The sequence below is a fragment of the Rhodocyclus purpureus genome, from assembly GCF_016653115.1.
Classification (GTDB): Bacteria; Pseudomonadota; Gammaproteobacteria; order Burkholderiales; family Rhodocyclaceae; genus Rhodocyclus; species Rhodocyclus purpureus.
The window spans coordinates 18,229-40,035 of record NZ_NHRX01000038.1; the positions used below are offsets into that span (position 1 = coordinate 18,229).

Below are 21,807 nucleotides of genomic sequence, written 5' to 3' on the forward strand. Positions count from 1 at the left end.
AGAAAGCGTCCGTGCGCAAGCAGAAGATCTTCGCGGTTACCAACCAGAAGGGCGGCGTCGGCAAGACGACGACTGCGGTGAACCTCTCCGCCAGCCTCGCCGCGCTCGGCCAGCGCGTGCTCATGATCGACCTCGATCCGCAGGGCAACGCGACCACCGGCTGCGGCGTGCACAAGCGCGAGGCGCTGCCGACCGTCTATCAGCTGCTGATCGGCCGCTCGACCTTCGCCGAGGTGCGCCTGCACACCGAGTTCGGCTTCGACATCCTGCCCGCCAACCGTGAGCTGGCCGGCGCCGAGGTCGAACTGATCCAGATGGAGCGTCGTGAATACCGGCTGCGCGACGCGCTCGCACCGGCGCTCGCCGACTACGATTTCATCCTCATGGACTGCCCGCCGGCGCTCAACTTGCTCACCGTCAACGGGCTGGCTGCTGCCGATTCGGTGATCATCCCGATGCAGTGCGAGTACTACGCGCTCGAGGGCTTGAGTGACCTCGTCGCGACGCTGAAGAAGGTGCGTTCGCACCTCAATTCGCGCCTGCAGATCGAGGGCCTGTTGCGCACCATGTACGACCCGCGCTCGACCCTGACGCAACAGGTGTCCGCCGAACTCGACAGTCACTTCGGCGACAAGGTCTATCGCACGATCATCCCGCGCAACGTGCGCCTCGCCGAGGCGCCTTCCTACGCCAAGCCGGTGACCTTCTTCGATCGCAATTCGCGCGGCGCGCAGGCCTACATGGCGCTGGCGCAGGAGGTGCTCGACCGCCGCGCCGCCACAGGGGAAAGTCAGCAATGAAACTCAAGGGACTGGGACGCGGGCTCGACGCCCTGCTTGCCGGCGACAGCAGCGAGCGCCGCGAGGAGCAGCGCTCGCTGCCGCCTGCGCGGCTGTCACCGGGGCGCTACCAGCCGCGTACCCGCATGGATCCCGTCTCGCTCGAAGAGCTCGCCGCGTCGATCCGCGCCCAGGGCCTGATGCAGCCGATCCTCGTCCGCCCGCTGCCCGGCGACCTCGGCGAGGAGCGCTACGAGATCATCGCCGGCGAGCGCCGCTGGCGCGCGGCCCAGCTCGCCGGCCTCACCGAAGTGCCGACGCTGATCCGCGACATCCCCGACGAAGCGGCGATGGCGATGGCGCTGATCGAGAACATCCAGCGCGAGAACCTCAATCCGCTCGAGGAAGCGCAGGGCCTGCAGCGCCTGGTCGACGAGTTCGGCATGACCCACCAGCAGGCTGCCGACGCGGTCGGCCGCTCGCGCCCGGCGGCGTCGAACCTCCTGCGCCTGCTGCAGCTGGCACCACCGGTGCAGGAACTGCTGATGCGCGGCTCGATCGAGATGGGGCACGCGCGCGCGCTGCTGCCGCTCGCCGGGGCCCAGCAGGTCCAGCTCGCCCAGCGCGCGGCGGCACGCGGACTGTCGGTGCGCGAGGTCGAGCGCGCCGCCCAGCGCGCGCTGAAGCCGCCCGCCTCCCCGGCCGAGCAACGCCCCGACCGCGACCTCCTGCGCCTGCAGGAGGAACTGTCCGACCTCTTCGGCGCGCGCGTCGAGATCCGCGCCAACCGCAAGGGCGCCGGCAAGGTGCTGGTCGATTTCGGCGATCTCGACCAGCTCGAAGGCATCCTCGATCGCCTGCGCGGGACGGCATGACCCCGAGCGAAGGGACCGTCTCGCTGATGACACACCGGTAAGAAGTCTTGACTCTTATATAAGACATTTGTTACCTTTCACACGCCTTAGCAGCAGAGCCGCGAAAACCTTGATTTAAGGCGGCGATTCGCTTACCATACTGCGGCCTTATTGCGGTAAGCGGTTGCCGATGAGTCGAATCAAGCGAGTTCTGGTTGCGCAACTGCTGGTCGCCGTAGTTGGCGGGCTGGCCGTTCTGGCGGTCGCCGGGAAGGATGCAGCGCTGGCAGGCGTTTTTGGCTGCCTGACAGCGACAGCCAATGCAGCACTGCTCTTCGTCAGGATGCGCAGCGACTGGCGGAAGCAGGGGGCCGATGCGGATCGGCACCTGAAGTTTTTCATCCGCTCGTCGTTCGAGCGGTTTGCAGTGGTGGTCTCGCTGCTCATCGTCGGTCTGGTGGGGTTGAAGTTGATGCCCCTTCATGTGATCGCAGGTTTCATTGTGGGTCAGGCAGTTTTCCTGGCCGCGTCGATTGGTGTTAAAGAACGCGAGTAAAACGATGTCCAGCGAAGCGATTTCCTCTACTGAATACATCAAGCACCACCTCCAGAACCTGACCTGGGGCCGTCTGCACGACGGTACGCTCGGTTTTGCGCACACGCCTGAAGAAGCCAAGGAAATGGGCTTCTGGGCGCTCAACGTGGATAGCTTCCTCGTGGCGCTGGTTCTCGGCGGTCTGTTCGTCTTCCTCTTCTCCCGCGTCGCCGCCAAGGCGACCGCCGGCGTGCCGAGCGGAATGCAGAACTTCGTCGAGTGGATCCTCGAATTCATCGACAACAGCGTGCGCAGCTCCTTCACCGCACGCAACCCGATCGTCGCGCCGCTGGCCCTGACGCTGTTCGTCTGGATCTTCCTGATGAACCTGATGGACCTGCTCCCGATCGACTTCATCCCGATGGCCGCGCAGGCGATGGGCATCCACTACTTCAAGGTCGTGCCGACCACCGACCCGAACGTCACCTTCGGCATGTCGATCGTCGTCTTCGCGATGATCCTGTACTACAGCATCAAGATGAAGGGTGCCGGTGGCTTCTTCGCCGAGCTGGCCTTCCAGCCGCTGCCGAAGGCCGCGATGCCCTTCAACCTGGTCCTCGAAGGCGTCAACCTGATCGCCAAGCCCGTCTCGCTGGCACTGCGGTTGTTCGGCAACATGTACGCCGGCGAAATGATCTTCATCCTGATCGCACTGATGGGCGCTACCTGGGTTTCCGCCAGCGTCGGCAGCACGGTCATGTTCGGCTCGCAGATTCTCCTGTCGCTTGGCTGGGGTATCTTCCACATCCTGATCATCACGCTGCAGGCGTTCATCTTCATGACCCTGACCGTGGTGTATCTGGACATGGCTCACCAAGAGCACCACTAAGCCTGCGTCACCAAGCCGTTTCCGGGCCTTTTCGATTCACCTACCGCTTCACTTTTACCTCGTTTTTACTGGAGATTTTCGATGGAACTCGTCAAACCTCTGATGTTCATTGCCGCCGCTCTGATGATGGGTCTGGGCGCTCTGGGCGCTTCCGTCGGCATCGGCATTCTGGGCGGCCGCTTCCTGGAAGGCGCTGCACGTCAACCGGAAATGATCCCGATGCTGCGCACGCAGTTCTTCATCGTCATGGGTCTGGTCGATGCGGTGCCGATGATCGCCGTCGGTCTGGCTCTCTACGTCCTCTTCGCCGTCGCCGGTTAAGCGTCTTGCCGCAGAACCGCAATAGACGAAAGGTTCGTCCATGAACATCAATGCAACCCTGATTGCGCAGGCCATCATGTTCGGCCTGTTCGTCTGGTTCTGCATGCGCTTCGTCTGGCCGCCGATTACGGCGGCCCTCGCCGCGCGGCAGAAGCAGATCGCCGACGGGCTCGCCTCGAGCGAGCGCGGCCGCAACGAACTGGAACTGGCGACCAAGCGCGCGTCCACGATCCTGCACGAGGCCAAGCAGCAGGCTGCCGACCTCGTCGCCCAAGCTGAAAAGCGCGGCGTCGCGATCATCGAGGAAGCCAAGGAACAGGCCCGTGTCGAAGGCGATCGCATCATCGTCGGCGCCAAGGCCGAAATCGAACAGGAAGTCAGCCGTGCGAAGGAGCAACTGCGTGACCAAGTCGCGCACCTGGCCGTCGCCGGTGCCGAGCAGATCCTGCGCCGCGAAGTCGATGCCAAGGCGCACGCCGACATGCTCGCCTCGCTGAAGGGTGGTCTCTGAGCCATGGCTGAACTCGTCACCATCGCGCGCCCCTACGCCGAGGCGGTCTTCCGCCTGGCGAAGGAAAAGCAGGCGCTGACGGTCTGGTCGGAACGGCTGTCACTGCTCTCGGCCATCGCCGCCGACGAGCGTGTGCGTACTTGCCTCAGCGATCCCGAAACCAACGCTTCCCAGAAAGGGGAACTGGTTTCGTCGCTGGCAGGCAAGGCGCTCGGTGACGACGAGATCAACCTGATCCGCATCCTCGCCGAAAACGGCCGTCTGCTCCTGCTGCCTGAAATCGCCACCCTGTTCGAGGAGCTCAAGGGCGCCGAAGAGGGGGTCAAGGAAGCGACCATCCACAGCGCCTATCCGCTCGACGACGCGCAACTCGCCACCCTGCTGGTGGAACTCGAGGCGCGTTTCGCAAGCAAGCTCAAGGCCGAAGTAGTCGTCGATCAGTCCCTGATCGGCGGCGTCAAGATCGTGGTTGGCGACCAGGTGCTCGACATGTCCGTACGCGGCAAGCTCGAGGCCCTCGAGTCGGCGCTCAAGAATTAGGAGAACTCCATGCAGCAGTTGAACCCTTCCGAAATCAGCGAACTGATCAAGACGAAGATCCAGAATCTTCAGTCGGGCGCTGATCTGCGCACGCAGGGCACGGTCGTCTCCGTGACCGACGGCATCTGCCGTGTGCATGGCCTGACCGACGTCATGCAAGGTGAAATGCTCGAATTCCCGGGCAACACCTTCGGCATGGCGCTGAACCTCGAGCGCGACTCCGTCGGCGCCGTCGTTCTCGGTGAATACGAACACATCTCCGAAGGCGATACGGTCAAGACGACCGGTCGCATTCTCGAAGTCCCGGTCGGCCCCGAGCTGATCGGCCGCGTGGTCAACTCGCTCGGCCAGCCGATCGACGGCAAGGGCCCGCTCGGCAACAAGATCACCGACAAGATCGAGAAGGTCGCGCCTGGCGTCATCTGGCGTAAGTCGGTTTCGCAGCCGGTGCAGACCGGTCTGAAGTCGGTCGACTCGATGGTGCCGGTCGGCCGCGGCCAGCGCGAACTGATCATCGGCGACCGCCAGACCGGCAAGACCGCGGTGGCGATCGACACGATCATCAACCAGAAGGGTCAGAACATGACCTGTATCTACGTTGCCGTCGGTCAGAAGGCCTCGACCATCGCCAACGTGGTACGCAAGCTCGAAGAAAACGGCGCGATGGAATACACCATCGTCGTCGCTGCCTCGGCCTCCGAATCGGCTGCGCTGCAGTTCATCGCGCCGTACGCCGGCTGCACGATGGGCGAGTACTTCCGCGACCGCGGCCAGGACGCCCTGATCATTTACGACGATCTGACCAAGCAGGCCTGGGCCTACCGTCAGGTGTCGCTGCTGCTGCGCCGTCCGCCGGGCCGTGAAGCCTACCCGGGCGACGTCTTCTACCTGCACTCGCGTCTGCTCGAGCGCGCCGCGCGCGTCTCGGAAGAGTGGGTCGAGCGCTTCACCAACGGTGAAGTCAAGGGCAAGACCGGTTCGCTGACCGCGCTGCCGATCATCGAAACACAGGCCGGCGACGTTTCCGCGTTCGTTCCGACCAACGTCATCTCGATTACCGACGGCCAGATCTTCCTGGAAACCGACCTCTTCAACGCCGGCATCCGTCCCGCCATCAACGCGGGTATCTCGGTGTCCCGCGTCGGTGGTGCCGCGCAGACCAAGATCATCAAAAAGCTCGGCGGCGGTGTCCGTCTGGCGCTGGCGCAGTACCGCGAACTCGCGGCCTTCGCCCAGTTCGCTTCCGACCTCGACGAAGCCACGCGCAAGCAGCTCGAACGCGGCCGTCTGGTCACGGAACTGATGAAGCAGCCGCAGTACGCGCCGCTGTCGGTGTCCGAAATGGGCATCACGCTGCTGGCGGTGAACAAGGGCTTCTTCGACAGCGTCGAAGTCAAGCGCGCGCTCGACATCGAACGCCATCTGCACGCCTACGTGAAGCAGAAGCATCCGGACCTGATCACCAAGATCGAGACGAGCAAGGATCTTGACGCCGACGCCGAGCAGCAGCTCAGCAAGGCGCTCGAGGAGTTCAAGGCCACTCTGGTCTGACGGTCGGGAGAGCGCCATGCCGAGCGGCAAGGAAATTCGTAACAAGATCAAGAGCGTAGAAAACACGCGCAAGATCACCAAGGCCATGGAGATGGTGGCCGCATCCAAGATGCGCAAGGCGCAGGACCGGATGCGTGCTGCCCGTCCCTACGGCGAGAAGATCCGGCGAGTCGCCGGCCACCTGTCGCATGCCTTGTCCGAGTACCGCCACCCGTTCCTCAACGCACGCGAGTCGGTAAAGAACGTCGGCCTGATCTGCGTCACTTCCGACAAGGGTCTGTGCGGCGGTCTGAACAGCAACGTCCTGCGTCTCGCCCTGGCGAACATGAAGGACTGGCAGGCTGCCGGGCAGGGCCTGCAGGTGACGGCGATCGGCAACAAGGGTCTTGGCTTCATGCAGCGGGCCGGTGCCGACATCGTCTCGCAGGTCACCGGTCTCGGTGACCGTCCGCACCTGGAAAAGCTGATCGGTCCGGTGAAGGTCCAGCTCGACGCGTACATCAAGGGCGAGATCGACGTTCTGTACATCTGCTACACGCGCTTCGTCAATACGATGAAGCAGGAGCCGGTGATCGAGCAGTTGCTGCCGCTGTCGGACGACAAGATCGTCAAGGGCAGCAACAAGTGGGACTACATCTACGAGCCGGATGCCAAGTCCGTCGTCGATAACCTGCTGGTTCGTTACGTCGAAGCGTTGATCTACCAGTCGGTCGCCGAGAACATGGCGTCCGAGCAGAGCGCGCGGATGGTGGCGATGAAGTCGGCGTCCGACAACGCGAAGAACGTGATCGGCGAACTGAAGCTGGTGTACAACAAGGCTCGTCAGGCTGCGATCACCAAGGAACTCTCGGAAATCGTCAGCGGCGCCGCGGCAGTCTAAGCGCGCGGACAAGAATTTATTGATTGGGGAAACGACGATGAGTCAAGGAAGCATTGTTCAGTGCATCGGCGCCGTGGTGGACATCCAGTTCCCGCGCGACGCGATGCCCAAGGTCTACGACGCGCTCAAGCTCGACGCCGCCGAAGAGTCCGCGATGGTCGAGACTGGCCTCACCTTCGAGGTCCAGCAGCAGCTCGGTGACGGCGTGGTCCGTACCATTGCCATGGGTTCGTCCGACGGCCTGCGCCGCGGCATGAAGGTCAACAACACCGGCAAGGGCATCGCAGTCCCGGTCGGCCACGGCACGCTCGGCCGCATCATGGACGTCCTCGGCCGTCCGATCGACGAAGCCGGTCCGATCGAAACCGACGAAACGCGCGAAATTCACCAGAAGGCCCCGCGCTTCGACGAGCTGTCGCCTTCGGTCGACCTGCTCGAAACCGGCATCAAGGTTATCGACCTGGTCTGCCCGTTCGCCAAGGGCGGTAAGGTCGGTCTGTTCGGCGGTGCCGGCGTCGGCAAGACCGTCAACATGATGGAACTGATCAACAACATCGCCAAGGCCCACTCCGGCTTGTCGGTGTTCGCAGGCGTCGGTGAGCGTACCCGTGAGGGCAACGACTTCTACCACGAAATGAAGGACTCGAACGTTCTCGACAAGGTCGGCATGGTCTTCGGCCAGATGAACGAGCCTCCCGGCAACCGTCTGCGCGTCGCGCTGACCGGTCTGACCATGGCCGAGCGCTTCCGTGACGAAGGTCGTGACATCCTCTTCTTCGTCGACAACATCTACCGCTACACGCTGGCCGGTACCGAAGTCTCGGCGCTGCTCGGCCGCATGCCTTCCGCGGTGGGCTACCAGCCGACGCTGGCCGAAGAAATGGGCCGTCTGCAGGAGCGCATCACCTCGACCAAGGTCGGCTCGATCACCTCGATCCAGGCCGTCTACGTTCCCGCGGATGACTTGACCGACCCGTCGCCGGCAACGACCTTCCTCCACCTCGACTCGACCGTCGTTCTCTCGCGTGACATCGCCGCGCTCGGTATCTACCCGGCCGTCGATCCGCTCGACTCGACCTCGCGTCAGCTCGACCCGCAGATCGTCGGCGAAGAGCACTACAGCGTCGCCCGCCAGGTGCAGATGACGCTGCAGCGCTACAAGGAATTGCGCGACATCATCGCGATTCTGGGCATGGACGAACTGTCGCCGGAAGACAAGCTGGCCGTGGCCCGTGCCCGCAAGCTGCAGCGCTTCCTGTCGCAGCCCTTCCACGTCGCCGAAGTGTTCACCGGCTCGCCCGGCAAGTACGTTTCGCTGAAGGACACGATCCGCGGCTTCAAGATGATCGTCAACGGCGAGTGCGACGCGCTCCCCGAGCAGGCCTTCTACATGGTCGGCGCGATCGAGGAAGCCTTCGAGAAGGCCAAGACGCTTTAAGTCTAGCCGCGCGCAAGCGCTACGCGCCGGCCCCGGAAGCACTCCGCAGGCCGGCGCGTTGTCAGCGAGCCTCAGCTAATTGCCAACGCGCTCCTGCGTCTCGCTCCCGGTCGGGAGCGACGGCATGGAGCGGCGGAGAAAGTCATGTCACTCAGAGTTCATGTCGACATCGTCAGCGCCGAAGAGGAAATCTTCTCGGGTGAAACCGAGTTCGGCGTATTCCCCGGCGAAGCCGGCGAGCTGGGCATCTATCCCCAGCATTCGCAACTGATCACTCGTCTCAAGCCCGGCACCGTTCGTCTGAAGGTGCCCGATTCGGACGATCACGAGATGATCTATGTCTCGGGTGGCATTCTCGAAGTGCAACCGAGCATGATCACCGTCCTCGCCGACACGGCGATCCGTGCCGCCGATCTCGACGAAGCCAAGGCTGTCGAAGCCAAGCGTTCCGCCGAGGAAGCGCTGAAGAACCGTAGTGCGCTGGCCGATTACGCCACCGCCGAAGCCGAACTGGCGCAGGCGATCGCGCAGCTGCAGGCGATCAAGAAGCTGCGCAACCGTGGCAGCATCGCCGCCTCGTAAGTCGAGTTGAAGATTGCGCCGTCCGCGGACGGATGATCTGCGAAAAGGCCGGACATCGAAAGATGCTCCGGCCTTTTTGCATCGAACGAAGGCCCGAATTGATCATGAAGAAGAAACTGCTCATTGCTAGCGCGCTCGCCCTGATCGCGAGCGGAGGCATTCAAGGCGCCGAGGAAAACCACGCTCACTGGAGCTATAGCGGCACGACCGACCCCCGCCACTGGGGTGAGTTGCAGCAAGGCTTCGCCACGTGCAAGATCGGCAAGGAGCAGTCGCCGATCGACATCCGTGACGCGAAGAAGGGCGACCTGCCGGCGATCGGCTTCGCCTACAAGCCCGGTCCAGCCGAGATCGTGAACAACGGCCACACGATCCAGGTCAATCCGGCCGCCGGCGGCACCCTGACGCTGGCCTCGGGCGAGTACGAGCTCTTGCAGTTCCACTTCCACGCGCCTGGCGAGGAAAGGATCAAAGGCAAGGCCTATCCGCTGGGGGCCCACCTCGTGCATCGTGACGAAGAGGGCAAGCTCGCGGTAGTCGGCATCCTCTTCAAGGTCGGCAAGGAAAACCCGGTCCTCGCGCGGATCTTCGACGCAATGCCGACGCAGCCCGGCAGCAAGGCGGTGCTGCCCGGCGATCTGAACGTCGCCGACTTGTTGCCCGCCAGCCGCGGCTACTATGCCTTCACCGGTTCGCTGACGACCCCCCCCTGCAGTGAAGGCGTCCGTTGGCAGATCCTGGGTCAGCCCCTTGAACTCTCCAAGGCACAGCTCGCTGCGTTCAGGAAGATCTATCCGATGAATGCGCGCCCGGTACAGCCGCTCAACGGACGCAGGGTCGAGAAGAGCTGAAGCGCCCCTTGAAGCGGGAGACGCCGGAAAATCGCTTCCGGCGCTCCGTCAGCGCTGCAGCGGGCGCGCCTGTTCGATCCGCTGCAGGCGCTTTTCCAGCCGCGCCAGATCGCCATCCAGGGCATCGATTTCGCTGCAGAATGCGCCGAAGGCCTCGCGTGAGGTGACGGCCTGCTTCTCGAACACGAGATACTCGCCGAGGTTGCGCGCACCACGGTTCATCGCCTCGCGCTGCCAGGCGCCGAAGCGGCGGGCGCCGTCGACGATGCGGCGGGCGGCGATGTCACCGAAGGTCGTCCCGCCGAAGATGCGTGCCAGATCGTCCTCGACGTCCCAGCGCAGGTTGCGCGCGATGAAACCGAGCGCCTCGGCGAACTCGATCGATCCCGAGATGCGCGTTGCGCCGACAATCGACGCACGGTCGCTGAGCGCGCGCGACAGGGTGTCGTCGGGCAGGCGCAGTGTCACCAGCGCTTCGGTGCCGGCCGGCGCCTCGACGAACAGTCCTTCCGGGGTAACCGCGACCGTCATCGACCAGTCGCGGAATTCGACGCGCGCCGCCTGCCCGGCGAAGGGCGTGAGCCGCGTCGTCGCCCAGCGCTCGTTGCCGAGCAGGCGATTGACGAAACGCAGGGCGGGGGCGGCGAGCAGCGACACGATCAGGCGACCTGCTGGATGCCGGCGACGGTCCAGCCGCGATCGCCGGTGACGGGCTTGGCGAGGTTCCACACCTCGCTGAAGGGCTCGGCGGCGGCACCGGCTTGCTCACGGATGGTCCCGGAGAAATGCACGCTGGCGATGTGGCGGTCGCCTTCGGTGACGACTTCGAGCAGTTGCGCTTCGAGCGTGACGACGTCGGTCTGCTGCGTCGCACCCTGGCGCTCGTCGAGCTGCATCTTGACCTCGGCGAAGACCTCGGGGCTCAGGAACTCGCGCAGGTCGGCGACATCGCCGCGGTCGTTGGCAGCCTGCAGGCGGACGAAGTTGAGCTTGGCGACGCGCAGGAAGCCCTCGGCGTCGAAGTCGGCCGGGATCGACGGCGCTGCCTTGAAGTCGGCGCCGAGCAGTTCGCCCGGAGTGCCGGCGGCCGGCGCGGCCTGGCTGCCCGTGGTATCGGCCAGCGAGGAGCGCAGCGAGCCGACCGAAGTGGCCGGAGTCGGTGCAGGAGTCGCCACGGAGTGTGCTGCAGCGCCAGTACCCGCGCCGGCGTAGCCGAGCTGCGGCGCCTTCGCCTTGCCGCGGTTCATGAGCATGCGCACGACGAAGATCGCGACCATCGCCAGCAGCGCGATGAGCAGGAAGTTGGCCAGTTCTTCACCGAAGCCGAAGTGCGAGGCGAGGGCGGCCAGTCCGAGACCGGCGGCAAGGCCGGCGAGCGGGCCCATCCAGTTGCGCTTGGGCGTTGCGGCAGCCGGGGTGGTGGGGGCGGGGGCGGCACGCTGTGCAGCCGGGGCCTGCGGTGCCGGCGTCGCCGAACGCTGCATGCCGACCGACTTGCCGCCGCCGACACGCGCGGCTTCGGCGTTGCCGACCAGCATGCCGAGGCTGAACACCGAGAGGCAAAGGGCGATCAGGAATTTACGCATGGGGACTCCTCCTCAGAACTTGAAACCACGGTGCAGGGCGACGACACCGAAGGTCATGTTGAAGTAATCGACACGCTCGAAGCCGACTTGTTCCATCATCGCCTTCAGCGTCTCCTGGTCCGGGTGCACGCGGATCGATTCGGACAGGTACTGGTAGCTCGCCGCATCCTGCGTCACCAGCTGGCCGATGCGCGGGATGATCTTGAACGAATAGAAATCGTAGAACGGCGCCAGCGGCTTCCACACCTGCGAGAACTCCAGCACCAGCAGGCGGCCGCCCGGACGCAGCACGCGGTACATCTCGGCCAGCGCGACGTCCTTGTGCGTCATGTTGCGCAGGCCGAAGGCGACGGTGACGCAGTCGAAGTGGTCGTCGGGGAAGGGCAGCTTCTCGGCGTCGCACTGTGCCGCGGCGATGGCCACGCCCTTGTCGATCAGGCGGTCGCGGCCGTGCGTCAGCATCGAGTTGTTGATGTCGGTGAGGATGACCTGGCCGGTCGGGCCGACCTTCCTGGCGAAGGCCAGCGACAGGTCGCCGGTACCGCCGGCGACGTCGAGGACGCGCGAGCCGGTGGTGACGCCGCTCTGCGCGATCGTGAAGTTTTTCCACAGCCGGTGCAGGCCGCCGGACATGAGGTCGTTCATCAGGTCGTAGCGGCTGGCGACTGAGTCGAAAACGTCGGCGACGCGACGGGCCTTCTCGGCTTCGGCGACGCTCTGGTAGCCGAAATGGGTGGTTTTCTGATCGTTCATCGTGCAGGAGTAAGTAGGGTCTCGAAAGTTCGCCGGATCGGTGGTCGAGCCGGGCTCAAGCCGGGTCGCGACTGGCGCCGGCGGCGGCAAGCTGGTCCAGATAGCTCTGCCACAGCTCGTCGTGGTGTTTGCCGAAGTTGTACAGCAAGTCCCAGGAGTAGATCCCGCTATCGTGCCCGTCCGAAAAGACCGGCCGGATCGCGTACTGGCCGACCGGCTCGATGGCGACGATATTGACCTCGCGCTTGCCGGTCTGCAGCGTTTCCTGCCCCGGGCCGTGGCCGCGCGCCTCCGCCGAGGGAGTCCATACCCTCAGGAATTCACAGGACAGCGAAAAACGTTCGCCGTTGTCGAAAGCGATTTCAAGCCGACGCGACTGCTGGTGCAGCGTGATCTCCGTCGGCAGCGGTGCTGCTCGGTCCAGACCGGCCATGCGACCCCCGGGAAGAATTTGGACGCGCTATCATAACAGAAGCGCTGGCGGCATCAGCCGCAGCGCGGCCGGGAAGCGCTGGCTTTCGGTGCGGGCGCGGCGGGCGCGCTGGCCGGAAAGTTCGCGAGCGGCGCCGACCACCAGCTTGCTGCCAAAATTCGTCATCAATTTGTAACGGCAGTTTCATAAAGTGGGCAACAGTGAGTGATTGCCAGGAGCTTCTCCATGCCCGCCAACATCCTCGTCGTCGAAGACGAGCCCGCCATCCAGGAACTGATCGCCGCCAACCTGCAGCACGGTGGACACCACGTGCTGCGCGCCAGCGACGTCGAGGAAGCGACACGCCTCGTGCGCGAGACGCTTCCCGACCTCGTCCTGCTCGACTGGATGCTGCCCGGAACGCCGGGAATCCAGTTCGCCCGCCGTCTGCGCGCCGATGAGCGCACGCGCCAGTTGCCGATCATCATGCTCACCGCGCGTGGCGAGGAGCAGGACAAGGTTTCCGGACTCGATGCCGGTGCCGACGACTATCTGACCAAGCCCTTCTCACCGCGCGAACTGATGGCGCGCATCAACGCCGTCCTGCGTCGGCGTGCGCCGCAGATGACCGACGAGGCGATCGAAGTCGGCGGCCTGCGCCTCGACCCGGCGACGCATCGTGTTTTCACCGACGGCAAGCCTGCCGACCTCGGGCCGACCGAGTTCCGCCTGCTGCACTTCTTCATGACCCACGCCGAGCGCGTGCACAGCCGCACGCAACTGCTCGACCAGGTGTGGGGCGACCACGTCTTCGTCGAGGAGCGCACGGTCGACGTGCATATCCGCCGTCTGCGCAGCGCGCTGGAGGCGAGCGGCCACGACCGCCTGATCCAGACGGTCCGCGGTGCCGGCTACCGCTTCTCGGCCTTGAGCGAGTAGGTTCGCCGTGAATCAGGTCTGGGGCTCGCTGGTCTGGGCGGTGCTGCTGGTGTCGCTACTGGCCGGCGCGCCGCTCGGGTTCTTCTGGGGACGCGAGGCGGCACTGGAGGGGATCATCGGTGGACTCGTCCTGCTGCTCGGCTGGCATCATTTCCAGCTCGGGCGACTGCTCGACTGGCTGGCCGGTCCGATGGAGGCACGGGTACCCGAGACCGTCGGGCTGTGGGACGCCGCCTTCGCCGGGCTGCATCGGCGTACCCGCATCCGCGTCGGCGAGCAGCAGACCCTGAGCGCGGCGCTGGCGAACTTCAGCCGTGCCGCGCAGGCGCTTCCCGACGGCATCATCGTCTTCGACCAGCACCGTCGCATCGACTGGATGAATCACTCGGCCATCAAGCATTTCTCGCTCAAGCCTGAAGACCGCGGGCAGGTGATGACACACCTGATCCGGCAGCCGGACTTCATCGCCTACCTCGACTCGGCCAGGTACGACGACCCGCTCGTCTATCGCAGCGAGCACTCGCCCGGATTGACGCTGCTGCTGAAGGTGATTCCCTACGGTGAAGACCGGACGCTGCTGCTCTCGCACGACATCGGCCATCAGGAGCGCCTCGAACGCGTGCGCAGCGACTTCATCGCCAACGTCTCGCACGAGCTGAAGACACCGCTGACTGTCGTCGCCGGCTTTGCCGAAATGCTCGCCGACGACCCCACCGGCTACAGCGACGAGGAAGTCAGGCGCTACCTGACGCTGATCAACGAACAGTCGCTGCGCATGCGCCGCCTGATCGAGGACCTGCTGACCCTGTCGGGTCTGGAAACCGACGGCCACAAAGCGGCCGAGGAGCCCGTCGAGGTCGAGCCGCTGTTGCAGACGATCCTGACCGAGGCACAGGCGCTTTCGGCGGGTCGGCATCAAATCTCGCTGTCGATCGACGCGCCGGCCGTCCTGCGCGGCTGCAGCAACGAATTGCGCAGCGCCTTCGGCAACCTCGCCAGCAATGCCGTCCGCTACACGCCGGAAGGCGGACGCATAGAACTCACCTGGCAGCGCACTGCCGATGGCGGCGCGCGTTTCGTCGTCGCCGACACCGGCATCGGCGTTTCGCCGCAGCACCTGCCGCGCCTGACCGAGCGCTTCTACCGCGTCGACCGCAGCCGTTCGCGCGAAACCGGCGGCACCGGACTCGGCCTGGCGATCGTCAAGCACGTGCTCACCCACCACCAGGCAACGCTCGAAATCAGCAGCGAACTCGGCAGCGGCAGCCGCTTCGCAGCCCGCTTCCCCGCGCAGCGGCTGATCGACTGAACACTTCTCTCGTGGGAGCGCCGCAAGGCCCGAACGGCTTGTTCACGATTCGTGGCTGACGCCACTCCCACAAGATGACCGACGCCGGGTGCTTCTCTTGTGGGAGGGCCGTGAGGCCCGAATGCATGGGCGTCGGCAGTCACAACCAGACCGCGTCCCAGTGCGGGTAGTCGCCGATCCGGCTGACTATTCCTGCGCGCAAAGGGTTGGCGACGATGTAGCGCGCGCTGGCAGCAAGATCCTCTTCCATGCGCAGCGCGTGGTCGAAAAAACCATCCTGCCAGCGTTTCATTCCTTTGGCTCCACAAACCTCGTTGATCAGTCTGGCGGCATTGGCCTTGACCGTCCCCACCAACTCGGAGAGCTCTGCGTCCTCGAGTTGCAACAGCCAGTGCAGGTGATCCGGCATCAGCACATAAGCGAGGGTTTTACAGCGACCGAGGCCGTCGGACTCGCGCAATTGCGAGATCACGAGGCGGGCGAGCTGGAAATCAACGAACAAGGGCTGACGGCCATGCGTTACCGTCGTCACGAGATAGATGCGACCAGGCTCGGAATGCCTGCCGCGACGCAAAGATGAAGAGTGGAACATGATGACCTGAGCGTAAATCGTCAGGCTTGAGAATGCACGGGTTCGTGGCTGACGCCACTCCCACCAGATGGCCGACAGCCGTGTGCTTCTCTTGTGGGAGGGTCGGAAGGCCCGAAGGCTTGTTCACGATTCGTGGCTGACGCCACTGCCACGAGATGCCCGACGCCGCGAGTTTCTCTCGTGGGAGGGCCGTGAGGCCCGAATGTCAGGCGCCGAGCGCCGTGGCCAGGCTGGCGCGCAGGCGCTCGCGGTCGACCGGCGCACGGGCGGCGCCGGCCCGCTGCCGTGGCGCCCAGATCGCCTCGGGGAAGTTGCAGTCGTCCTGCCAGCGCGGGATCACGTGCCAGTGCAGGTGCGGGACCATGTTGCCGAAGCTCGCCAGGTTGATCTTGTCGGCACCCGTGCATTCCCGGACCACCTGCTCGACGGCGCAGACGATGCGCATCAGCCGCAGCTGCTCGTCCTCAGGCAAGTCGCTCATCTCGCGCACGTGGCGCGCGAGGATGACGCGGCAGAAGCCCGGATAGTCGGCGTCGTCGACCGCGATCACGCGGCAGAAATCGTCCTGCCAGAGCAGGCTCGCGGCTGTCTGCGGCGCACAAAGCGGGCAGTCAGGGACAGTATGTTTCATGCTGTCCCCTTAAAGCAGCACGCGCTCGATGCCGCCGTCCTTGGCGCTGGCGACGTAGTCGCTCATCCAGTTTTCGCCGAGCAGGCGCTTGGCCATCTCGACGACGATGTAGTCGGCCTTGACGTCGGTGTCGCCCTCGTAGCGCGACAGGCCCTGCAGGCAGGACGGGCACGAGGTGAGCAGTTTCACCTCGCCGGCGAAGCGCGTTTCGCGGCCCTGCGCGTCGACGTCGCGGCGCAGGATCTCGTTGCCGCGGACGATTTCATCCTGCTTGCGGAAGCGCACCTGCGTCGACACGTCGGGGCGGGTCACGGCGAGCGTCCCCGATTCGCCACAGCAGCGGTCGGAGAGGTCGACGCGCTGGCCGAGCAGCTGATTCGCCGCCTTGACGCCGGAGATCGTCTTCATCGGCGTATGGCAGGGGTCGTGGTAGAGGTAGCGCGTTCCCGTGGTGCCTTCGAGGCGCACGCCCTTTTCGAGCAGGTATTCGTGGATGTCGAGCAGGCGGCAGCCCGGGAAGATGCGGTCGAACTCGTACTTGGCGAGCTGGTCGATGCAGGTGCCGCAGGAGACGATCACCGTCTTGATGTCGAGGTAGTTGAGCGTGTTGGCGACGCGGTGGAAGAGCACGCGGTTGTCGGTGACGATCTTCTGCGCTGCGTCGGCGTTGCCCGAAGCGTTCTGCGGGTAGCCGCAGCACAGGTAGCCGGGCGGGAGCACCGTCGTCGCGCCGACATGGTAAAGCATCGCCTGCGTCGCCAGTCCGACCTGCGAGAACAGCCGCTCCGAGCCGCAACCGGGGAAGTAGAAGACGGCATCGCTGTCCTCGCCGTTCTTCTTCGGGTCGTGGATGATCGGGACGATCGTGTTGTCCTCGATCTCGAGCAGCGCGCGCGACATGCGCTTGGGCAGCCCGCCGGGCATCGGCTTGTTGATGAAGTGGATCACCTGTTCCTTGATCTTCGGTGCTCCGAGCGTCGCCGGCGGGTGCTCGACCTGGCGCTGGATCAGCCCGAGCGACTTGGCCGTGCGGTGCGCGAGGCGCTGCGCCTGGTAGCCCCACTCGATCATTCCCTTGCGCGCGGCCTTGATCCGCGCCGGGTCCTTCATGGTCAGGAAGGCCATCGCCGCTGCCGAGGCCGGACGGAACTTCTTCTTGCCTTCGACGCGCAGGAAGTTGCGCATCGCCACCGAGACGTTGCCGAAGTCGATATCGACCGGGCAGGGGGTGACGCACTTGTGGCAGACCGTGCAGTGGTCGGCGACGTCGTTGAACTCGTCGAAGTGCTTGAGCGAGATGCCGCGCCGCGTCTGCTCCTCGTAGAGGAAAGCCTCGATCAAGAGCGAGGTGGCGAGGATCTTGTTGCGCGGGCTGTAGAGCAGGTTGGCGCGCGGCACGTGCGTCGAGCACACCGGCTTGCACTTGCCGCAACGCAGGCAGTCCTTGATCGACGCGGAAATTCCGCCGATCTCGGACTGCTCCATGATCAGGCTCTCGGCGCCGAGCAGCGAGAACGAGGGCGTGTAGGCCTTGCTGAGGTCGCCGCCGGGAAGCAGCTTGCCCTTGTTGAAATGGCCCTTCGGGTCGATCCGTGCCTTGTAGTCGCGGAAGGGCTGCATCTCGGCGTCGGTGAGGAATTCGAGCTTGGTGATGCCGATCCCGTGCTCGCCCGAGATCACGCCGCCGAGCGAGCGCGCCAGTGCCATGATGCGTTCGACCGCGCGGTTGGCGGTCTGCAGCATCTCGTAGTTGTCCGAATTGACCGGGATGTTGGTATGCACGTTGCCGTCACCGGCGTGCATGTGCAGCGCGACGAAGACGCGGCCGCGCAGCACCTCGCGGTGGATCGCCTCGATGCGGTCGACGATCGGTACGTAGAAGTTGCCGTCGAAGACCGTTTCCAGGTCGGGCTTCAGTTCGCCCTTCCACGACACGCGCACCGAGTAGTCCTGCAGGCGGTGGAAGAGACGCGGGTCGGCGGCGCGGTTGGAGAGCGGGCCGGCTGCGATGCCGTACTCGGCGAACTGCGCTTCGGCCTCGGCCAGCGGCAGGTCGAGGTTGTCGAGCAGCCACTGCCAGCGCCGGCGCACGTTGGCGACGATGTCGAGCCCGCTCTGGCGGCGATCGCCGATCATCACTTCCTTGTCGAGCGCGGCGTCGCCACGGTGCAGCGGCAGGTCGCCGGCGAGGAACTCGGCGAGCGCGTCGCACAGCGCCAGCTTGTTCCTGATCGACAGCTCGATGTTGATGCGCTCTATGCCGTCGCAGTAGTCACCCATGCGCGGCAGCGGGATGACCACGTCCTCGTTGACCTTGAACGCGTTGGTGTGGCGCGAGATCGCCGCGGTGCGCGAGCGGTCGAGCCAGAACTTCTTGCGCAGCTCGGGAGCGACAGCGATGAAGCCTTCGGCGCTGCGCGCGTGGCACATGCGCACCACGGCCTCGGCCGCAGCCGCGACCGCGTCCTCGTCGTGGCCGACGATGTCGCCGACCAGCACCATCTTCGGCCGGCCGTGGCGCGTCGTCTTGGTCGCGTAGCCGACCGCCTTGACGTAGCGTTCGTCGAGGTGTTCGAGGCCGGCCAGCAGCACGCCGGCCGCGTGGCCTGCGCCGCCCGGCTTGAAGTAGTCGGTGATCTCGACGATCGCCGGCACCGCCTCGCGCACCTGGCCGAAGAATTCGAGGCAGACGGTGCGCGTGTGCGGCGGCATCTTGTGCAGCACCCAGCGCGCGGCGACGATCAGCCCGTCGCAGCCTTCCTTCTGCACGCCGGGGATGCCGGCGAGGAACTTGTCGGTGACGTCCTTGCCGAGTCCGACCTTGCGGAAGGTCGTGCCGGGAACGTCGATCCGTTCCTCGTCGAGCAACTGGTAGGTTCCCGGGCTGTAGCGGCGCAGGCGGAACGACACCGTTTCCTGTTCGTGGATCTTGCCCAAGTTGTGGTTGAGGCGTTCGATCTCCAGCCAGTCGCCGTCCGGCGTGACCATCTTCCACCAAGCCAGGTTGTCGAGCGCGGTTCCCCAGAGCACGGCCTTCTTGCCACCGGCGTTCATCGCCACGTTGCCGCCGACGCAGGACGAGTCGGCCGAGGTCGGGTCGACCGCGAAGACGAGTCCCTTCGCCTCGGCCGCTTCGGCGACGCGCCGTGTGACGACGCCGGAACCGGTGCGGATCGTCGCCACGCGCCGGTCGACCCCGGGTAGTTCGCTTTCCTCGACCGGTCCGATGTCGATCAGCTTTTCCGTGTTGATCACGGCCGACATCGCCGTCAGCGGCACGGCGCCGCCGGTGTAGCCGGTGCCGCCGCTACGCGGGATGATTGTCAGCCCGAGTTCGATGCAGCCCTTCACCAGCGGCGCGATTTCCTCCTCGGTGTCGGGGGTGAGCACGACGAAGGGGTATTCGACGCGCCAGTCGGTAGCGTCGGTGACGTGGGCGACGCGGGCCAGTCCGTCGAAGGCGATGTTGTCGCGGTTGGTGTGCCGCGCCAGCAGCTTGAGCGCGCGTGCGCGCAACTGCGCGGTCTGCTCGAAGTGGCGGGCGAAGGCGTCGACCGCCTGATGCCCCGCCGAGACCAGGCGGGCAACCGAGGCGTTGCCGTCGCGCCGCTTGTCGACCTCGGTCAGCCGGTGGCGCAGCGCGCCGATCAGCGCCTCGCGCCGCTGCGGGCTGGCGAGCAGGTCGTCCTCGAGGTAGGGGTTGCGCTGGACGACCCAGATGTCGCCGAGCACCTCGTAGAGCATCCGCGCCGAGCGACCGGTGACGCGTTGCGTACGCAGTTGGTCGAGCAGCGCCCAGTTGTCTTCGCCGAGCAGGCGGATGGCGATCTCGCGGTCGGAGAACGAGGTGTAGTTGTAGGGGATTTCGCGCAGGCGAGCGGACATGGTGGATCCGGGATGCACTAAAGGCAGGATTCTAGCGTAGAAAGGACACCCTCGCGGGGCAGCGCACGCCCGTGATGACGCGGTCGTCATGTCGTACGCGTTCCCGGGGCGGCGCTCGGCGGGCGGCGGCGACCATCGCTGTCGCCGCAATCGCGACTCAGACCCGAAAATCCCCTCCCGGTTCCGGGTGCTAGAATCCTCCTTTGCCGACCGAAAGAAGCTTGCCATGCACCCGGATTATCTGCAGAAGATCCTCAACGCCCACGTGTACGACGTCGCCGTCGAGACGCCGCTCGACCCGGCGCCGACGCTCTCGGCGCGCATCGGCAACCGCATCCTGTTGAAGCGCGAGGACATGCAGCCGGTGTTCTCGTTCAAGCTGCGTGGTGCCTACAACAAGATCGCCAAACTCTCGCCCGAGAAGCTGAAGCGCGGTGTCATCTGCGCCTCGGCCGGCAACCACGCGCAGGGGGTGGCGCTGTCGGCGGCGAAGATCGGTTGCCGCGCGGTGATCGTGATGCCGACGACGACGCCGCAGATCAAGGTGCAGGCGGTCGCCGCGCGCGGCGGCGAGGTGGTGCTCGCCGGCGACTCCTACGACGAGGCCTACGCGCACTCGCTGCTGCTGGAGAAGGAGCAGAAGCTGACCTTCGTCCATCCCTTCGACGATCCGGACGTGATCGCCGGGCAGGGGACGATCGGCATGGAAATCCTGCACCAGCACCCGAAGCCGATCCACGCGGTGTTCGTCGCCATCGGCGGCGGCGGGCTGGCGGCCGGGGTCGGTGCCTACATCAAGCGCGTCCGTCCCGAGGTCAAGGTGATCGGCGTCGAGACCTTCGACGCTGACGCGATGGACCGCTCGCTGAAGGCCGGCCACCGCGTCCGCCTCGACACGGTCGGCCTCTTTGCCGACGGCACCGCGGTCAAGTACGTCGGCGAGGAAACCTTCCGCGTCTGCAGGGAAGTCGTCGATGAGGTGATCCTCGTCGATACCGACGCCATCTGCGCGGCGATCAAGGATGTCTTCGAGGACACGCGCTCGATCCTCGAGCCCTCGGGCGCGCTGGCCATCGCCGGTGCCAAGGAATACGCGCGCCAGCACAAGCTGAAGGACAAGACGCTCGTCGCCGTCGCTTCCGGTGCCAACACCAACTTCGACCGCCTGCGCTTCGTCGCCGAGCGCGCCGAAATCGGCGAACGGCGCGAGGCGGTGCTTGCGGTGACGCTGCCCGAGAAGCCTGGTGCCTACAAGAAGTTCGTCTCGCTGATCGGCTCGCGCAGCATCACCGAGTTCAACTACCGTTACAACGACCAGCGGGAAGCGCACGTCTATGTCGGCGTCCAGGTCGCCTCGCGCGCCGAGTCGCTGAAGCTGGTCGAGCAGTTGAGGAAGCACGGTTACGCGACGCTCGACCTGACCGACGACGAGATGGCCAAGCTGCACATCCGCCACATGGTCGGCGGCCACGCGCCGCAGATCGACAACGAGCTCGTCTATCGTTTCGAGTTTCCCGAGCGCCCCGGCGCGCTGATGAACTTCCTCAACCACATGAGTGCCGGCTGGAACATCAGCCTCTTCCACTACCGCAACCACGGTGCCGACTACGGCCGCGTCCTCGTCGGCATGCAGGTGCCGCCTGACGAGATGGGCAAGTTCGAGGAATTCCTCGAAAGCCTCGGCTACGCGCACTGGAACGAGACCGCCAATCCGGCTTACCGGCTATTTCTCGGCTAGTCTTGGCAGCGATCATGCTCCGTTCCGCTGCTCCATGCCATGAAACGCCAGCATTCGCCTTGATTCCGTCATTGCGAGGCGTGCAGCGCCGTGGCAATCCAGTTCGTGCTTCCATTTTCGCCCCGTCACCCGATGTCCGCGGGCACACCAGCCCTACGCGCTGGATCGCCACGCCCCGCGGGCTCGCGATGACCGGCTGCTGCTCAGGGACAGCGTCTTTGCGCAATCCCT

Annotated in this window: 23 protein-coding genes; 15 read left to right on the forward strand and 8 right to left on the reverse strand. The window is 65.2% G+C overall.

Annotation, left to right across the window (positions count from 1 at the left end; all coding sequences use genetic code 11):
* Positions 1-11: 11 nt before the first annotated feature.
* The 12 genes from CCR84_RS07515 to CCR84_RS07570 all read left to right on the forward strand — a co-directional run bounded on the left by CCR84_RS07515 (position 12) and on the right by CCR84_RS07570 (position 9,731).
* On the forward strand, positions 12-800 hold the full coding sequence (locus tag CCR84_RS07515) for a ParA family protein (RefSeq protein WP_338052583.1): 789 nt from the start codon (positions 12-14) through the stop codon (positions 798-800).
* Positions 797-1,654, forward strand: coding sequence for a ParB/RepB/Spo0J family partition protein (locus CCR84_RS07520; RefSeq protein WP_201211023.1), 858 nt, complete (start codon positions 797-799; stop codon positions 1,652-1,654). The genes CCR84_RS07515 and CCR84_RS07520 overlap by 4 nt, the downstream gene beginning before the upstream one ends.
* A gap of 169 nt (positions 1,655-1,823) precedes the next feature.
* On the forward strand, positions 1,824-2,189 hold the full coding sequence (locus CCR84_RS07525) for an ATP synthase subunit I (protein WP_201211027.1): 366 nt from the start codon (positions 1,824-1,826) through the stop codon (positions 2,187-2,189).
* Between the two features lie 4 nt (positions 2,190-2,193).
* On the forward strand, positions 2,194-3,057 hold the full coding sequence (atpB, locus tag CCR84_RS07530; protein WP_201211029.1) for a F0F1 ATP synthase subunit A: 864 nt from the start codon (positions 2,194-2,196) through the stop codon (positions 3,055-3,057).
* Between the two features lie 81 nt (positions 3,058-3,138).
* A complete protein-coding gene (gene atpE / locus CCR84_RS07535) occupies positions 3,139-3,378 on the forward strand; it encodes a F0F1 ATP synthase subunit C (protein ID WP_153117812.1) in 240 nt (79 codons plus the stop codon).
* 40 nt (positions 3,379-3,418) lie between these two features.
* Positions 3,419-3,889, forward strand: coding sequence for a F0F1 ATP synthase subunit B (locus CCR84_RS07540; RefSeq protein ID WP_201211030.1), 471 nt, complete (start codon positions 3,419-3,421; stop codon positions 3,887-3,889).
* A gap of 3 nt (positions 3,890-3,892) precedes the next feature.
* Positions 3,893-4,429 (forward strand): F0F1 ATP synthase subunit delta, encoded by a 537-nt coding sequence (locus CCR84_RS07545; RefSeq protein WP_201211031.1) that lies wholly within the window; start codon positions 3,893-3,895, stop codon positions 4,427-4,429.
* Between the two features lie 9 nt (positions 4,430-4,438).
* Positions 4,439-5,980, forward strand: a complete 1,542-nt coding sequence (gene atpA, locus CCR84_RS07550; RefSeq protein ID WP_201211032.1) for a F0F1 ATP synthase subunit alpha — start codon at positions 4,439-4,441, stop codon at positions 5,978-5,980.
* A 16-nt stretch (positions 5,981-5,996) separates the two neighbouring features.
* Entirely contained in the window at positions 5,997-6,860 is an 864-nt protein-coding gene (gene atpG, locus CCR84_RS07555) for a F0F1 ATP synthase subunit gamma (RefSeq protein ID WP_201211033.1), read from the forward strand.
* 37 nt (positions 6,861-6,897) lie between these two features.
* The gene (gene atpD / locus CCR84_RS07560) at positions 6,898-8,298 is read left to right on the forward strand and encodes a F0F1 ATP synthase subunit beta (protein WP_201211034.1); all 1,401 of its coding nucleotides are present in this window, start codon (positions 6,898-6,900) and stop codon (positions 8,296-8,298) included.
* Positions 8,299-8,442: 144 nt separating this feature from the next.
* Positions 8,443-8,880, forward strand: a complete 438-nt coding sequence (locus CCR84_RS07565; RefSeq protein ID WP_201211036.1) for a F0F1 ATP synthase subunit epsilon — start codon at positions 8,443-8,445, stop codon at positions 8,878-8,880.
* Between the two features lie 104 nt (positions 8,881-8,984).
* The gene (locus CCR84_RS07570; RefSeq protein ID WP_201211039.1) at positions 8,985-9,731 is read left to right on the forward strand and encodes a carbonic anhydrase; all 747 of its coding nucleotides are present in this window, start codon (positions 8,985-8,987) and stop codon (positions 9,729-9,731) included.
* A 48-nt stretch (positions 9,732-9,779) separates the two neighbouring features.
* Here the strand turns inward: CCR84_RS07570 and CCR84_RS07575 are convergent, their stop codons facing one another.
* The 5 genes from CCR84_RS07575 to CCR84_RS07595 are packed head-to-tail and all read right to left on the reverse strand — an operon-like array spanning position 9,780 to position 12,671.
* Positions 9,780-10,388, reverse strand: coding sequence for a ubiquinone biosynthesis accessory factor UbiJ (locus CCR84_RS07575; RefSeq protein WP_201211042.1), 609 nt, complete (start codon positions 10,386-10,388; stop codon positions 9,780-9,782).
* A 2-nt stretch (positions 10,389-10,390) separates the two neighbouring features.
* Entirely contained in the window at positions 10,391-11,317 is a 927-nt protein-coding gene (locus tag CCR84_RS07580) for a Tim44 domain-containing protein (RefSeq protein WP_201211043.1), read from the reverse strand.
* Positions 11,318-11,329: 12 nt separating this feature from the next.
* Entirely contained in the window at positions 11,330-12,070 is a 741-nt protein-coding gene (ubiE, locus tag CCR84_RS07585; protein ID WP_201211045.1) for a bifunctional demethylmenaquinone methyltransferase/2-methoxy-6-polyprenyl-1,4-benzoquinol methylase UbiE, read from the reverse strand.
* 55 nt (positions 12,071-12,125) lie between these two features.
* Positions 12,126-12,503 carry a gamma-butyrobetaine hydroxylase family protein gene (locus CCR84_RS07590; protein WP_201211047.1) on the reverse strand — a complete coding sequence of 126 codons (378 nt, stop codon included), beginning with the start codon at positions 12,501-12,503 and terminating at the stop codon, positions 12,126-12,128.
* Between the two features lie 30 nt (positions 12,504-12,533).
* Positions 12,534-12,671, reverse strand: a complete 138-nt coding sequence (locus tag CCR84_RS07595; RefSeq protein ID WP_201211049.1) for a hypothetical protein — start codon at positions 12,669-12,671, stop codon at positions 12,534-12,536.
* 57 nt (positions 12,672-12,728) lie between these two features.
* Between CCR84_RS07595 and phoB the strand changes: the two genes are divergently transcribed.
* Together phoB and phoR are read left to right on the forward strand one after the other, a co-directional pair.
* The gene (gene phoB / locus CCR84_RS07600) at positions 12,729-13,421 is read left to right on the forward strand and encodes a phosphate regulon transcriptional regulator PhoB (protein WP_201211051.1); all 693 of its coding nucleotides are present in this window, start codon (positions 12,729-12,731) and stop codon (positions 13,419-13,421) included.
* A 7-nt stretch (positions 13,422-13,428) separates the two neighbouring features.
* Positions 13,429-14,730 (forward strand): phosphate regulon sensor histidine kinase PhoR, encoded by a 1,302-nt coding sequence (phoR, locus tag CCR84_RS07605; RefSeq protein WP_338052584.1) that lies wholly within the window; start codon positions 13,429-13,431, stop codon positions 14,728-14,730.
* A gap of 139 nt (positions 14,731-14,869) precedes the next feature.
* Here the strand turns inward: phoR and CCR84_RS07610 are convergent, their stop codons facing one another.
* From CCR84_RS07610 to CCR84_RS07620, 3 genes are all read right to left on the reverse strand, one after another.
* A complete protein-coding gene (locus tag CCR84_RS07610) occupies positions 14,870-15,322 on the reverse strand; it encodes an REP-associated tyrosine transposase (protein WP_207186251.1) in 453 nt (150 codons plus the stop codon).
* A gap of 205 nt (positions 15,323-15,527) precedes the next feature.
* Positions 15,528-15,953: an HIT family protein gene (locus CCR84_RS07615; protein ID WP_201211054.1), complete on the reverse strand. Its 426-nt coding sequence runs from the start codon at positions 15,951-15,953 to the stop codon at positions 15,528-15,530.
* Positions 15,954-15,962: 9 nt separating this feature from the next.
* Entirely contained in the window at positions 15,963-19,838 is a 3,876-nt protein-coding gene (locus CCR84_RS07620) for a DUF3683 domain-containing protein (protein WP_201211058.1), read from the reverse strand.
* A gap of 226 nt (positions 19,839-20,064) precedes the next feature.
* On the opposite strand from CCR84_RS07620, the gene ilvA reads away from it, so the two are divergent.
* Positions 20,065-21,576, forward strand: a complete 1,512-nt coding sequence (gene ilvA, locus CCR84_RS07625) for a threonine ammonia-lyase, biosynthetic (RefSeq protein WP_201211060.1) — start codon at positions 20,065-20,067, stop codon at positions 21,574-21,576.
* Positions 21,577-21,807: the final 231 nt, after the last annotated feature.

Coding starts and splice junctions, on each gene's coding strand:
- atpA (WP_201211032.1), top strand. CDS start 4,439: ATGCAGCAGTTGAACCCTTCCGAAATCAGCGAACTGATCAAGACGAAG.
- CCR84_RS07590 (WP_201211047.1), bottom strand. CDS start 12,503: ATGGCCGGTCTGGACCGAGCAGCACCGCTGCCGACGGAGATCACGCTG.
- CCR84_RS07525 (WP_201211027.1), top strand. CDS start 1,824: ATGAGTCGAATCAAGCGAGTTCTGGTTGCGCAACTGCTGGTCGCCGTA.
- atpD (WP_201211034.1), top strand. CDS start 6,898: ATGAGTCAAGGAAGCATTGTTCAGTGCATCGGCGCCGTGGTGGACATC.
- CCR84_RS07570 (WP_201211039.1), top strand. CDS start 8,985: ATGAAGAAGAAACTGCTCATTGCTAGCGCGCTCGCCCTGATCGCGAGC.
- atpE (WP_153117812.1), top strand. CDS start 3,139: ATGGAACTCGTCAAACCTCTGATGTTCATTGCCGCCGCTCTGATGATG.
- CCR84_RS07540 (WP_201211030.1), top strand. CDS start 3,419: ATGAACATCAATGCAACCCTGATTGCGCAGGCCATCATGTTCGGCCTG.
- atpB (WP_201211029.1), top strand. CDS start 2,194: ATGTCCAGCGAAGCGATTTCCTCTACTGAATACATCAAGCACCACCTC.
- CCR84_RS07520 (WP_201211023.1), top strand. CDS start 797: ATGAAACTCAAGGGACTGGGACGCGGGCTCGACGCCCTGCTTGCCGGC.
- ilvA (WP_201211060.1), top strand. CDS start 20,065: ATGCACCCGGATTATCTGCAGAAGATCCTCAACGCCCACGTGTACGAC.
- CCR84_RS07565 (WP_201211036.1), top strand. CDS start 8,443: ATGTCACTCAGAGTTCATGTCGACATCGTCAGCGCCGAAGAGGAAATC.
- CCR84_RS07615 (WP_201211054.1), bottom strand. CDS start 15,953: ATGAAACATACTGTCCCTGACTGCCCGCTTTGTGCGCCGCAGACAGCC.
- CCR84_RS07620 (WP_201211058.1), bottom strand. CDS start 19,838: ATGTCCGCTCGCCTGCGCGAAATCCCCTACAACTACACCTCGTTCTCC.
- CCR84_RS07610 (WP_207186251.1), bottom strand. CDS start 15,322: ATGTTCCACTCTTCATCTTTGCGTCGCGGCAGGCATTCCGAGCCTGGT.
- phoB (WP_201211051.1), top strand. CDS start 12,729: ATGCCCGCCAACATCCTCGTCGTCGAAGACGAGCCCGCCATCCAGGAA.
- CCR84_RS07580 (WP_201211043.1), bottom strand. CDS start 11,317: ATGCGTAAATTCCTGATCGCCCTTTGCCTCTCGGTGTTCAGCCTCGGC.
- CCR84_RS07545 (WP_201211031.1), top strand. CDS start 3,893: ATGGCTGAACTCGTCACCATCGCGCGCCCCTACGCCGAGGCGGTCTTC.
- atpG (WP_201211033.1), top strand. CDS start 5,997: ATGCCGAGCGGCAAGGAAATTCGTAACAAGATCAAGAGCGTAGAAAAC.
- ubiE (WP_201211045.1), bottom strand. CDS start 12,070: ATGAACGATCAGAAAACCACCCATTTCGGCTACCAGAGCGTCGCCGAA.